The sequence below is a fragment of the Rossellomorea aquimaris TF-12 genome, from assembly GCF_001648555.1.
GTDB classification, from domain to species: domain Bacteria; phylum Bacillota; class Bacilli; order Bacillales; family Bacillaceae_B; genus Rossellomorea; species Rossellomorea aquimaris.
On the sequence record NZ_LQXM01000029.1, the window covers coordinates 257,799 to 271,527 of the forward strand.

A 13,729-nucleotide genomic window follows, 5' to 3' on the forward strand; every position below is an offset into this window, starting at 1 on the left:
CTTCATTATTATCGGTCAAAATAGTGTATATTGAAGTGAATATTGAATTTCCTAACTGAAAAGGTGTTACAAATAAGTCATACTCATCTGTAACACCTACCCATTATTGTACTAGATTTTCTAGGTTTCATTTAACATTTTGCGGTTTTGAAATCTGAACTTCTTCCTTCTCTTATTCTACTAATGCAGGTTCATTTCCTGCTAAAGCCTTGTTCTTATATCCTTCCATTTTTTGGTCAATGATACTCTGGCGTTAACTCGTAATTTTTTTAATCAGCTTAAAGTTTAACGATCTTTGTGAAAAGATTTATTTAAAAAGAAGGCTATCGTTTATTGATAACCTTCTTTTTAATTTATTCTATAATCTGTAATTCTTTAGGATATGCTGTTAAGGTTTCATAACCATCCTTTGTAATCAGAACATCGTCCTCAATTCTTACTCCGCCAATTTCAGGTACATAAATCCCAGGCTCAATCGTATAGGTCATTCCTTCTTTAAGAATACCGTTATTTAAATGGCTCATGGATGGAAATTCATGTACGTTAATTCCCAAACCATGACCAATACGATGAGGGAAGTAATCTCCATATCCAGCATCTGTAATGATATCTCTCGCAATTTGGTCTAAGTCTCCAATCCGATTGCCAGGCTTGCTTGCCTCTAAGGAAGCTAGTTCTGCCTTAAGAACCGTCTCATAGATTTCCCTTTGTTTATCTGAAATTGTTTTGTAGGCAAAGGTACGGGTAATATCTGAGGTATATCCTTCTAAGACAACTCCTAAATCAAATAAAACAAAGTCACCGGCTTTAAGAGTACGATCACCGGGATTACCATGAGGGTCACCAGCTTTCTCACCAAATAGAACCATAGTAGAGAAGGACATTTCTCGGATCCCTTTTTTCTTTAGTTCATATTCAATTTTAGCAAGAACTTCCATTTCTGTTATACCTTCTTTAAGGGCGTTCACTCCTACTTCAACTCCGAAGTCAGCCATTTTGGCAGCTCTGCGCATAATTTCGAGTTCAGTTTCATCTTTTACTACGCGCATTTCGTTTAATTTGTCTTCTACATTCAAGATTTGAGGGCTGTTAAAAAGGCTTAAGAAGTTCTCGCTGCGTCTGTATGTAACGACTTCTTTTTCAAAGGCAACGGTGTTCCCTTCAATGTTACGTTTGTTTATTGATTGTTGGATAAACTCCCACGGATTTTCATGGTCAGAATAGCCAATGACTTCATAATTCCAGCCTGCGCCTTTCACTTGGCGAGCTTCCATTCCTGGAACAACCACAAAAGGCTCGGCATCTGGAAATACAAATAACCCCATCAAGCGCTCGTGTGGGTCTGTATGGAAGTTAGTTAAATAAAAAACGTTTTCAGTAGAGTTAATAAATGCTGCAGCAATGGATTCTTCTTTCAACCATTGCTTGAGAATGTCTAGTCGTTGATTCATATTCAGTTTCCTCCTCTGACTTCATATTGATTATGTAGTGGATATGATAAGCAATATATATGCTAACACATTTTCCAAAGAGATTAAAATGATGGTGTCAAGGTTGGTGTTTTTTTGGTAGGGTTAGGCTTTTCCTACCTCTTGCCTATAAAGGAAAAGAGTCAGTTGTGATATAATTTTTCTTACACAGTGAATGTTGGGTGGGAGTGGCCACTTCCTTACAGAAGGAGGTGATGCCTATAGTGACAACATATGAGGCTTTAACACTTATGATTTCATTTAGCTCTCTAATTGTCTCGATTATTGTTATTTCTAATCATAACAATAAAAAATAACCCCACCCTCATGAAGCGCCTAAACTTTGAAGGGTAGAGTTATTTCCTTTCTCTATTGGGCCACTGCTTTCCTTGCAGTTTGCTGTGTAGCAAGAGACATTGGTTGCCGCCAGTGTCTCTTGTTTTAGTTATGCTCTACTTTTAAAATAGTATAAAAAATGATTAAAATCAAGGTCCTTGAAAAGGAAATTACCTAGTTGATACAAATTACTTTTACATTACTGGGTCAACGACTTTAGTCTTACGAACGAATGCCATAATACCTGCAATTAAGAAAAGAAGTCCAGGAACGAAACCAATACCTACGGTTCCTACCCCAATAACTAACGCTGCTATGATGAACATGATTCCTGATAAAATCGGTTTTTTATTTTTCTTTATTGCCAAGACAGCGATAATCCCAAAAATACTAGCTATGATTCCCAGTACAATTAAATACCAACCCATTGCCTCAGCAAATCCAATTATGAATGTTGAATCTTCTGTTGTGATAGTGGGATCACTTTCGATTCCACTCATCATTTCAGATACTATTTCAGGATCACTTAATCCCATATTCATTAAAAAACCTAGAATTGAAAATCCAGCACTTAATATGATACCTATGATTCCCATCACAATTTCTCCTGTACGTTTGACCATTCATACCTCTCCTTTTAAAATATAGTCACCTTTTTCTTTCCCCTTGCTTTCCTTCAACTAAACAACTTTTATAAGACCTAAGCACCTCTACTACGTTATAAATTCTTTATTTTGACAAATTTCTCCTTCTCTTTTGTCTGATTTTATCTTTTCTGATTATTCAATATCATCTCTTATGTATAAAGAGTCTATCATAATGCCTTTTATTCCTTTTTATTTTTAATATCGTTTTTTTATTCCTAATTTTTTCAATACTATCCTTTCGACCCATTTCCAAGGCATGATGAATTTAAGCACTAACGTAAAACGAACTCCCTTCCCAATGGGGTTTCGAAAGGTATTCTTTTTTCCTTCAGCCAGGTCTTGAACTAATTGGGCGATTTCCTGTGGATTTCCTAATTGACCTTGCCCTCTTTCTAATTCTTCGTTGATTTTATTCATATAACTGGAGTAAGGAGAATGTTCATTGAGAGATTTAGAAGCTACTTTCATTCCTGTTGTCCAAATATTTGTCTGATAGGATCCGGGTTCAATGAGATAAACATCTATTCCATAGGGTTTTAGTTCCAATCGTAGACTTTCACTGTACCCTTCAAGTGCATGTTTAGAGGCAACATATGGACTTAAGCCGGGAAAACCAAACCTACCACTGATACTGCTCATATTTATGATTTTGCCTGCTCCCTGTTTTCTCATTAGAGGTATTACTGCCTGTGTAACACCTATGACTCCAAATACGTTAGTCTCAAATTGAAGGCGATACTCTTCAATGGTTACTTCCTCTGCAAATCCCCCTAGTGCAAAACCTGCATTATTTAATAAGAGATCAATTTTTTCTTCTCTTTTAAGCATGTCTGCGAATTGACGTATGGATTGAGCTGAGGTTACATCTAATGGATGTATATGGATAAGCTGTTCAACTTCCATTTTCTTTGCCATCTCTAAGAGCTGCTTTCCTTTCTGCACATCTCTCATCGTAGCAATGACTCTATATCCAAGATTAGCGAGCTCAAGTGAACATAGCAGACCAAATCCACTATTGGAACCAGTTACAATAGCCGTTTTTCCATTCATTGAACATCCTCCAATTCAATTCTTTCTAATAAGTATAGCAAGGATGTTCAGTATATTTGTAACTTTTTTCTTTATATATTCGCCTAATGGTGTAAGTTTAGGAGGACTGGAAATGAAAAACAGAAACAGATCATTTATCTAAAATATGAGTGAACACAAAAAAAGGATGGCTTCATCCCATTGAAGCCATCCTTTATACGAGGAAGTCGTGTCAATTTCTACTTACAATCTACATGAACAGCCTTTTCCATTCAAACGGGATGAGAAGGGATAATCTCTTCTCTCATGAAATGTAAGGTTATGTTTAGAACTTTTGAGGTTAAAATCATCATTTTATATAATTTTAAGCATAATTGTAAGTTTTATTAGTAGGTAGAGCCTACGATGGTTCCATTATCTTTATAATAATTGATTGAAGGAACAGGAAAATGACGATTTTGATAGGTTTGAATTTGAATGAAGTATCTTTCTTCGGTTAAATTAACCCTTTTAAAACGATCATCTTTTCGATATGTATAATAATCTGCGTTTAATTTCACTCTGTCACCATATACAATAAACTGACCATTATTCAAATAATCCGATCCAACAGATTGTTGTTCAGTATGACCATATCGTTCCAATTCATAAAGTGGCAGTAAGGTCATTTTTTTGTAGTGTACAATCCCTAATTGCTGGTCTTCATATTTATTTTCAAATGTATAAAGCAATAAATATTTATCACCAACTTCATTCTGAAGGACAACTTTTACATTTTTCTTTTTAGCTGTCTCTTTTAATTCTTCAAAATGAGCACTAATATTTTTTTCTTGAGTGATGTACTCACCATTTTGAAAAGTTGTAACAATTGTATAGCTAATCATGAAAAATAACATATATAGGATGAAGCTTCTAAGTTTCTTCCAAGGTATGTTCAAACCTCTCCCTCCTATTAAATCTCCTTGAATACATATTCTCTGTAAAGTGTAAATCCATGTTTACGATAAAATTTTTGAGCCAATGAATTGTTCGCCCAGTAGTCGAGCTCCACCTTAGATATTCCCTTTTGTTCAGCAATGAGGTAGATTTCATTCATTAAATAGCTTCCATACCCTTTAGCACGATGGAACTCAATAATATTTAATTGGTGAACAATGATAGACTGATAGGCTTTTTTAAAAGGATTTTCCTTGTAATGTTTATGTTCAATCCAGGCATAGCCTTTTGGTTCGTTCTCTTCTTCAATCAATAAAAATACACAGTTTTCATTTTCAATATTTGCTTTATAGAAGTCTTTTATCGATTCATAATCATATTCTTTGAAATACTCAGGATATTCCTTTACATGAATATCCTGGACCCCTTTATTTAATTTAGCGATCAGTTCATAATTTTTGGTTGTCGTGATCTTCATTCCTGTTCCTCAACTTTCGTTATTTCCTTGTTTTCCCATTATAACAAATATCCAGGAAGAAAGTGTTTGAACTTTCTTTATTCTAAAACGCTATTTATCCAGTTTATTGTATCTTTGTATACTTCATCCTTATTGGTTTCATTTAGCATCTCATGTCTGCCTTCAGGATAGATCTTTGTTTGAATGTGATTCATCCCAATTGATTTATATTCTGTAGCAACAGATTGAACTCCTGCTCCATTTTTTCCAACCGGATCCTTTGAACCGCTGTAAAGATAAATAGGCAGATTTTTACGTGTTCTTTCAATTTCACTTCTTTGATGAATGGTTTGCAGTCCGGAGAACAAATCATAGAAGAAGCCGGAAGTTGAAATTCGTCCACATAAGGGGTCTTCAATATACTTTTCCACTTCCTTTGGATCTCGTGAAAGCCAATCAAAAGCAGTATTTGCTGGTTTGAAACTTTTATTGAAATTTCCAAAACTTAGTTTGTCCAATAACGGACTTTCCGTTTTATTCCCTTTTTTTCTTATTTCTCTTTTCGCCAGGAAAATTCCCACTTTTCCAAGGAAGCCAGGATTTCCACCTGTACCAGATAAAATAACAGCTTTTATCGATGTATCATAGAGTTGGATGTATCTTCGGGCTAGAAATGAGCCCATGCTATGACCAAATAGAATGATAGGTGTATGAGGATGTTGTTCATGAATCCACTGATTAATCTCATATATATCTTCTACGGCACGTTCAAATCCATTGTTTTCAGAGAAAAAACCAACCGTTCCATTTTTCTCTGCTGTTTGACCGTGCCCTCTATGATCATGGCCAATAACGATAAAACCTTGTGCCACGGCATACTCTGCGAAATCAGAATATCTCAGAATATGTTCAGCCATACCATGAGAAAGTTGAATAACTCCTTTTGGTCTACCTTCATCTAAACCCCATTCTATTGTAAATATTTTATGTTGATCTGACATGGAAAGATAATTTGATTTCATTGTTACCCTCTTTTCGTAATATATGCTAAAAATACCTATGGATTTATGTGAATGCTTTTGTATTGTTAGTATTCTAGATTCGATGGGTTTATCCTTCTAAATGTTGTCTTATAATGATTTATCAGTGAAATATATAGTTTAATCCGTAAAAAGGGGTCATTTACCCGTGAAAATACACTAGTTTTCCGTATAATAGTGAAAATTTGTAATCCTTCTAAATTTATTTTCAACTTTGAAAGATTGCTCAGCCCATACAAATAAAAAACCCAGGAATGCTATATATAGCATTCCTGGGTTTCACTCATTGTTGAAAGCCACTCTTCAGATGTTACTCCTGATCCACAGGTATCACAGCATTTCTCAGTTCAGTCTTTAATTCTTGTTTATATTTTAATTTCGTTTCCACCTTCCAGTTTAGAAGATTCGCCATATGCTCGATGACTGGATCCTGCCACTTCAACACCCATTGCCTGTCAAAGAAAAGTGCACCCGTTCTTCGAACAAAGAAATCAAGAGGAGTCACCACCATTTCCTCCTGAATACCATAGATCAATTGTGCATAAAGCTTTGGAGGGACGGACCTTTGTTCGGCAGCTCCACTATATGCATGAGCAAGCTTGTAAAGTTGATCAACATTTGACCCATACATTTCGGCTAATTTTCTTCCTTCTTTCTCCGTTAATCCATAGTGAACAGCTTCACAAGCTTTTTTCTCTACAAAAGCTTGAAAATGCTTGGATCCTCCTACATGTCCGCCTGAGATGGGCATATTCTTAGTCGTTGATGCTGGGAACTTCTTGTTTTCTTCCTCTTTTAACCGCTTAGCTAATAGGTCAACTACAGTTTCTGCCATTTTTCTATAGCCAGTAAGTTTTCCTCCAGCTATGGTAATCAATCCGCTATCTGCTTCCCAAATTTCATCCTTACGTGAGATCTCAGAAGGATCTTTTCCTTTTTCAAAAATCAACGGGCGAATTCCTGCCCAGCTTGATTCCACGTCTTCTTTTGTGACGTTTACCTCAGGAAACATATAATGAATCGATTCAAGAATATAATCTCTATCCTCTGATGTCATATGAGGATTGGCTTTTTCACTTTCGTAAATCGTATCTGTTGTTCCAACATAGGCTTTACCATCACGGGGAATAGCAAACACCATTCGTCCATCAGGTGTGTCAAAGTAAACAGCTTGCTGTAAAGGGAATTTACTTTGGTCGATAACAATGTGAACTCCTTTTGTGAGGCGAAGCTGTTTGTTATTTGTGCTATAATCTTTCCCTCTAACATCATCTACCCATGGTCCTGCAGCATTGACGATTTTATTTCCTCGTATTTGGATAGTTTCACCGGATAAAAGATCATCTGCTTCGATACCTACGACTTTTTTATTTTCATATAGAAAACGTTGAGACTTCATATAATTTAAGGCTGTTACACCATAAGATACAGCTTCTTTCATAACCTCAATTGTTAACCGGGCATCATCGGTGCGGTACTCAACGTAATACCCCCCTCCTTTTAGCCCTTCTTTCTTTATAAGGGGTTCCTTAGTGAGCGTTTCTGAAACAGATAGCATAGAGCGACGTTCATGTTTCTTTACTCCCGCTAAAAAATCATATACTTTCAAACCAATGGAAGTGCTGAAATTCCCAAACGTTCCTCCCTTATGTAGAGGAAGGAGCATCCATTCCGGAGTAGTCACATGAGGTCCGTTTTCATATACAACTTCACGTTCCTTTCCAACTTCTGAAACCATCTTCACCTCAAACTGTTTTAAATAACGTAATCCCCCATGTACTAGTTTGGTTGAACGACTTGATGTACCTGCTGCAAAATCTTGCATTTCAACTAACGCAACTTTCATTCCGCGTTTCGCGGCATCAAGGGCAATTCCTGCTCCTGTAATCCCCCCACCAATGATAATTAAATCAAAAGTATTAGATTTTAATGTTTGAGATAATTCTGAACGTGATGTGCTTGAAAAAGTCATGATTTACTCCTCCTATAATGATTTATTCTATTTTTACTATTTAGAAGAAAAAAAGAGACCAAAACTAGCATTATGGCGTAATGTTCCATAATGTAGATTGGTCTCTCTAGGGCTCTTACCGATTTATTAACTTGTATTTAGTGTAGCATATATAAGAATTATTTAAAAGCCATAGCTGCATTAACAGCTTTTTTCCACCCATTATAAAGTTCGCCTTGAGTTGTCAAGGACATCGATGGTTCAAATTGTTTCTCTTTATTCCACTGTTTTGAAATTTCTTTCTGGTCTTTCCAAAACCCTACGGCTAATCCAGCTAAGTACGCTGCTCCTAAGGCAGTCGTTTCATTGACAACCGGTCTTTCAACAGGTACAGAAAGAATATCACTCTGGAACTGCATTAAGAAGTCATTTTTCACTGCTCCTCCATCTACTCGTAATTTTTTTAAGGATATGCCAGAGTCTGCCTCCATTGCTGTTAATACATCCTTTGTTTGGTATGCAAGTGACTCTAATGTGGCTCTTATGAAATGCTCCTTTGAAGTTCCTCGTGTGACACCAAATACTGCTCCTCGGACATCACTATCCCAATATGGAGTCCCAAGACCGACAAATGCTGGAACTACATATACACCATCTGTAGATTGTACCTTTTCTGCATACTCTTGACTGTCTTTAGCATCTTTAATCATCCTTAAACCGTCCCTAAGCCATTGAATAGCAGACCCAGCTACAAAGATACTTCCTTCAAGTGCATATTCAACCTTACCGTCAACCCCCCATGCCAATGTAGTAAGAAGACCATTCTCGGATTTAACTGCCTTTTCCCCAGTATTCATAAGCATAAAGCAACCTGTGCCATACGTATTCTTTGCCATTCCTTCCTCATAACAAGCTTGTCCAAACAACGCTGCTTGTTGGTCACCAGCTGCACCAGCAATTGGAATCTCTTTTCCAAAGAAGTGGTATGGTACCGTTTTTGCGTACACTTCTGAAGAGGGACGGACCTCTGGTAACATATTTTCAGGTATCTCAAGAATTTCTAAAAGCTCTTTATCCCATGTTAGTTCATGAATATTGTATAGGAGAGTACGTGATGCATTGGAATAATCAGTGACATGAGCTTTACCACCAGACATTTTCCAAATTAACCATGTATCGATCGTTCCAAACATTAGTTTTCCATTATCAGCTTTCTCTCTTGCTCCTTCAACATTATCTAAAATCCACTTTACTTTAGTTCCTGAGAAGTATGCATCGATTAGCAAACCTGTTTTATCTCGAAAGATATCATTATAACCTTTTGCACTTAACTCATCACAAATGGAAGCCGTTTGTCTCGATTGCCACACAATCGCATTATATACAGGTTCACCTGTTTCTCTATCCCAAACAACCGTAGTTTCACGTTGATTGGTTATCCCGATTCCTTCTATTTGGTCTGGTTTAATACTAGATTCAGATAAAACGCTTGCAATTACAGCTAAAACAGAGCCCCAGATTTCGTTAGCACTATGCTCTACCCAACCTGGCTTCGGAAAATGCTGTGTAAATTCCTTTTGTGACGAATGAACAATTTCTCCTTTTTTATTAAATAGAATTGCTCTTGAACTTGTTGTACCTTGGTCTAAAGAAAGAATATATGTTTCCATGTTATAACCTCCAAGAATTAGTTTTCCGTTGATAATTGATTGACTTTTTGGGATAAGCTAATTTTTCTATCACTAGTAAACGCCAGTCCTAACACAGCCACTGTAACAGTTAGAACAATCCAAAAACTTACAGAAACTTGTCCAGTAAAGACAGCTTTATAAAAAACTCCACCAAAGGATCCCCCTAATACTGGTCCTAGAACAGGGATCCAAGAATAACCCCAATTTGAAGGTCCTTTACCTGGGATTGGCAGAAAAAAATGAGCGATTCTTGGACCTAAATCTCTTGCTGGGTTTATGGCATATCCTGTCGTTCCTCCAAGAGAAATTCCTATTGCTATAATTAAGAACCCTACAATAAACGGATTTAATCCATCTGTAAAAGTATTCGCTCCTATTGACAATAATCCTACTACTAATACAAAAGTTCCAATGATTTCACTTAATAAATTTGAAAAATAGTGTGGGATTGCAGGACCCGTAGCAAATACCCCTAATTTCACCCCTGGATCCTTTGTAGCGTGCCAGTGTGGTAAAAAGTGTAAATAGATGATTGTTGCTCCGATAGCAGCCCCGATCATTTGAGCAAGAATATACTGCGGTACATTGCTCCATGGAAAATCACCATTAAAAGCTAATCCCAATGTTACAGCAGGATTTAAATGTGCACCACTAAATTGTCCAACAGCATACACACTCATGGCAACACCCAATCCCCAACCAAATGTGATGACAATCCAACCTGAATTATATGCAAATGATTTTTTTAAATTCACATTGGCACATACTCCGGCTCCAAATATAATCAACATAGCTGTTCCAATCACTTCTCCTAAAAATGCTGACATGTTTGATCACTCCCTCATTTCATATGTTGTAATATGCAGAAAAAACAAAAAGATTCACGGAAGTATCCCAATAAAAGGATATTCGCGTGAATCTCTTCGTCTCTTTCACAAAATATTAACTTGTGAATTATCCTACTCCAAGATGAAAGCGTTGTCAACCTATTCCCAAAAATATCATTAAGAATCAAAATGTTTCCACAATACATGATCTGAAGTGGTAATGGCTGTTGCCCCAGCATTGATGGCTTCTTCCACTTCTTCAACTGTTTCAATTAATCCTCCAGCAAAAATAGGTTTGCCTGTTTTCTCTTTAATTTCTTTAATAATTTTTGGTACAACTCCAGGTAGTACTTCAATATAATCTGGGTTTGTTTTCTTAATTAACTCTATACTTCGATTCATAGCACTGGAGTCGATGACAAAGATTCGTTGTGTGGCATATACACCTTTTTGTCGTGCTTTTTTGATAACACTACCTTTTGTAGAGATAATCCCGTATGGTTTTATTTCCTGACAGATGAATTCAGTTGCATATTCATCACTAGATAAACCATGAATTAAATCTAAATGAAGAAACATTTTTTTGTTTTGTTGACGAGCATAATTGAAAACACTTTTAAGCATCCCAGCATGAAGATCAAGAAACACACCATATTCAAAAGATGTTTGAAGCATTTTGTCAAAATCTTTCATAGATCGAATTGCAGGTAATATATTCTGGTCTTGAAAACTCATATCTGCCACCTTCTATTTAATGGATTTTTCTGTACAAGCACATAGTTCAATTGGAAATTATAACATACATGTCCATAATTCGAGCAATTAATCAAGGATTAATAATCATTTCAATTGATTGCTTACCAATATCTAGTTGCTATTTAGAAAAACAAATGTGTATATAATATAACCCTTTTAATTTTCAAAAAAAAAAACCAAACACTTAAGATGCTTGGTTTTCTTGTGTATAAAATATCAATTAACTAGCTTCACGGGATGTGAACTTTTCAACGCGATTTCGTCCCCGTTCCTTAGCTTGATATAAAGCTTTGTCTGCTAATTTGATAATATTCTGTGAGCTCGAGGAATCAGTAGGGAAATGTGCCATGCCAATAGATATCGTACACGAAATGTGTTCTCCATTTGTTAATGTAAATGCATGGTGTTCTACGACTTCCCTAATATTTTCAGCTAAGGTCCGTCCCTCTTCAGATGTAATGTTGGGGAGGAGTACAACAAATTCTTCGCCGCCTTTTCTTGCAACAAGGTCTCTTTTTCGAACATTCTCTTTGATTAAAATGCTTAGTTGCTTTAAGACTTGATCACCGTTGTCATGTCCATATTGATCGTTCACTCGTTTAAAGTGATCAATGTCGATGTATAAGAGTGCTAATGGGTTCATGCGGTCACTTGCTTTTTGAGCCATTTCATTGAATGTTTCATCAAAGTAACGCACATTATACACACCAGTTAAAAAATCGATAGTGGACTTTTCCTTATATTTTGTAAAGAGATCGTTCGCCGCTCTTAGATAGCTCACAACATATACAGAAATAATTCCACAAACGAAGGAAACAGCCCAATAAATAGGAACAAGAACCCTTAACGCATCAATATCAAATACAATCATTGATATAATAATTGTGAATGCAATATTCGCATAAATAAGCATAAACAATGCTTTATGTATAATACTCTTTTTCATCATACTAATAAAATAGAAACCTATAAAAAGTAACAACATCAATACTAAAGAAGCAATTGATGATGAGTTAACGCCGTAAAGGAATCTTCCTCCTATGATAAGAACACTTGCTAAAAAAGCAGGTGACCACCCTACAAATAACATTAGTAAAAATACTGGAATAAAACGTAGATCTACAATCGTATTTTCAGTAACAGTTATCGAAAAAAACATTAGAAGATTACCTAAAAACCCACCAAATAGCCCATGTAACCAGTTATTTGACAATCGCAAATGCCCGTAAAATACTTGCATGTAAATAAACAAAGTGGATATAAGTATACACGTGTTAAAATATAACTCTTCTAAAAACATAGTTCACCTCTTGATAATTCCTTGAAAAATTTAACTCTTAATTTACTCTTTTATTATATAGATTAAATAAGAAAAATCTACCAAAATCTCGAATCACCAAGGTTAAATATAAAAGAAATCCCTGTTAGTTAATAATATTTTAATCATCTTCGTAAGCATAAATCGTTTTCACTTCACTAGAACGGATTAATTCGAGCTTTTCTTCTGAATCTTCTCTATCGGTAATAAGTAGATCAAGTTTTGATAATGAATGCATTTTTATAAATAGGTCCTCCCCTATTTTTGTATGTTCCATTAGAGCGATGACTTTCGTGGAGTTTTCAATGATTGTTTTGTGAAATAATGCTACTTCAGGTGATGTTGTACTTAGGCCTTTAGGAGAAATTCCCCCAGCGGTTATGAAACTTAAATCCAGAGTGAATTGCTTAATAAAATCATTTGCTAATGCATCCGTTATGTTTCCTGATTCTTTTACTTTTCCACCTATTAAATACGTATCAATATTCATCATGTCTCTCAGATGATAAGCAATTTCTAATGAGTTCGTGACAACCGTGTACGATATTAATTTTGGGAGGTATTTTAACATGGCAAAGTGTATGGCTGCTCCACCAATAAAAATAGTATTTCCTTCCTGAATAAAATCGATTGCTTTTCTTGCAATAGCGTTCTGGTATTCATTACTATCCCCATATCTTGTTAAATGATGTTGAGGTTTTTGACGTACATTTGGTTGGGAGATCGCACCGCCATGTGTCCTTTTTATTAATCCCTCTTCCTCCATTATTGAGAGATCTCTCCGAATGGAGTCAATAGAAACATTAAATTCTTCTGCTAAATCTTTAGCGAGTATCCGACCTAACTTCTCTATTTTCTCATAAATTAGTTCTCTTCTTTCTTCAGAAAACATAGGCCCTCCTTAAAACGTTTTATTATTCAAATTCCTTCCTATTGTTTCCTGTTTCTTACGTATTTGTCAATGATATTACTGGTTTTAAAATGCATTCTTCCGATAATCATAATAAATTTTAAATAGTTAACAAAACAACAGCCCAATTTCTTGTTGAATTGGGCTGTTAATTAATCAAAAATCAATATTCTATTTCTTCATAATCTTTTGGTTGTGGCATAGGCTGACCATTTCCATTTTGCGGTGGCGTATTTTTTTGCTTAGAAGACTTATCTTTTCTTTTCGGGTTCTCTTGTTTTTTCATGGTAAACCTCCTTCATTTAAGATTAATATGTGCTAATAGAATACTTTTCAACCAAACAAAGAGGATTCTACTATTG

The 13,729-nt window shown here is 35.6% G+C and carries 14 protein-coding genes; 1 reads left to right on the forward strand and 13 read right to left on the reverse strand.

Annotated features, from left to right (window positions below; genetic code table 11):
• Positions 1 to 353: 353 nt before the first annotated feature.
• The gene (locus tag IQI_RS14790; RefSeq protein ID WP_064093411.1) at positions 354 to 1,451 is read right to left on the reverse strand and encodes a M24 family metallopeptidase; all 1,098 of its coding nucleotides are present in this window, start codon (positions 1,449 to 1,451) and stop codon (positions 354 to 356) included.
• Between the two features lie 233 nt (positions 1,452 to 1,684).
• Here IQI_RS14790 and IQI_RS21360 point away from each other — a divergent pair, with 233 nt between their 5' ends.
• Positions 1,685 to 1,786, forward strand: coding sequence for a putative holin-like toxin (locus IQI_RS21360; RefSeq protein ID WP_408007607.1), 102 nt, complete (start codon positions 1,685 to 1,687; stop codon positions 1,784 to 1,786).
• Between the two features lie 213 nt (positions 1,787 to 1,999).
• On the opposite strand, the gene IQI_RS14795 is transcribed toward IQI_RS21360, so the two are convergent.
• From IQI_RS14795 to IQI_RS21215, 12 genes are all read right to left on the reverse strand, one after another.
• Complete coding sequence (locus IQI_RS14795; protein ID WP_082892738.1) at positions 2,000 to 2,428, reverse strand: DUF4064 domain-containing protein; 429 nt, start codon at positions 2,426 to 2,428, stop codon at positions 2,000 to 2,002.
• Positions 2,429 to 2,647: 219 nt separating this feature from the next.
• Positions 2,648 to 3,502, reverse strand: coding sequence for an oxidoreductase (locus IQI_RS14800; protein ID WP_064093412.1), 855 nt, complete (start codon positions 3,500 to 3,502; stop codon positions 2,648 to 2,650).
• A gap of 365 nt (positions 3,503 to 3,867) precedes the next feature.
• On the reverse strand, positions 3,868 to 4,419 hold the full coding sequence (locus tag IQI_RS14805; RefSeq protein WP_064093413.1) for a hypothetical protein: 552 nt from the start codon (positions 4,417 to 4,419) through the stop codon (positions 3,868 to 3,870).
• Between the two features lie 14 nt (positions 4,420 to 4,433).
• Positions 4,434 to 4,895 carry a GNAT family N-acetyltransferase gene (locus IQI_RS14810; RefSeq protein ID WP_064093414.1) on the reverse strand — a complete coding sequence of 154 codons (462 nt, stop codon included), beginning with the start codon at positions 4,893 to 4,895 and terminating at the stop codon, positions 4,434 to 4,436.
• Positions 4,896 to 4,972: 77 nt separating this feature from the next.
• Positions 4,973 to 5,896: an alpha/beta hydrolase gene (locus tag IQI_RS14815; RefSeq protein ID WP_064093415.1), complete on the reverse strand. Its 924-nt coding sequence runs from the start codon at positions 5,894 to 5,896 to the stop codon at positions 4,973 to 4,975.
• 328 nt (positions 5,897 to 6,224) lie between these two features.
• Positions 6,225 to 7,886 carry a glycerol-3-phosphate dehydrogenase/oxidase gene (locus IQI_RS14820; RefSeq protein ID WP_156509922.1) on the reverse strand — a complete coding sequence of 554 codons (1,662 nt, stop codon included), beginning with the start codon at positions 7,884 to 7,886 and terminating at the stop codon, positions 6,225 to 6,227.
• A gap of 158 nt (positions 7,887 to 8,044) precedes the next feature.
• Positions 8,045 to 9,535, reverse strand: a complete 1,491-nt coding sequence (glpK, locus tag IQI_RS14825) for a glycerol kinase GlpK (protein ID WP_064093417.1) — start codon at positions 9,533 to 9,535, stop codon at positions 8,045 to 8,047.
• Between the two features lie 17 nt (positions 9,536 to 9,552).
• Complete coding sequence (locus tag IQI_RS14830; protein WP_064093418.1) at positions 9,553 to 10,383, reverse strand: MIP/aquaporin family protein; 831 nt, start codon at positions 10,381 to 10,383, stop codon at positions 9,553 to 9,555.
• A gap of 177 nt (positions 10,384 to 10,560) precedes the next feature.
• On the reverse strand, positions 10,561 to 11,118 hold the full coding sequence (locus IQI_RS14835) for a glycerol-3-phosphate responsive antiterminator (protein ID WP_064093419.1): 558 nt from the start codon (positions 11,116 to 11,118) through the stop codon (positions 10,561 to 10,563).
• 241 nt (positions 11,119 to 11,359) lie between these two features.
• A complete protein-coding gene (locus IQI_RS14840) occupies positions 11,360 to 12,439 on the reverse strand; it encodes a GGDEF domain-containing protein (RefSeq protein WP_064093420.1) in 1,080 nt (359 codons plus the stop codon).
• A 139-nt stretch (positions 12,440 to 12,578) separates the two neighbouring features.
• The gene (locus tag IQI_RS14845) at positions 12,579 to 13,349 is read right to left on the reverse strand and encodes a DeoR/GlpR family DNA-binding transcription regulator (RefSeq protein ID WP_064093421.1); all 771 of its coding nucleotides are present in this window, start codon (positions 13,347 to 13,349) and stop codon (positions 12,579 to 12,581) included.
• A gap of 181 nt (positions 13,350 to 13,530) precedes the next feature.
• Positions 13,531 to 13,653, reverse strand: coding sequence for a hypothetical protein (locus IQI_RS21215; protein ID WP_268874501.1), 123 nt, complete (start codon positions 13,651 to 13,653; stop codon positions 13,531 to 13,533).
• Positions 13,654 to 13,729 lie beyond the last annotated feature (76 nt).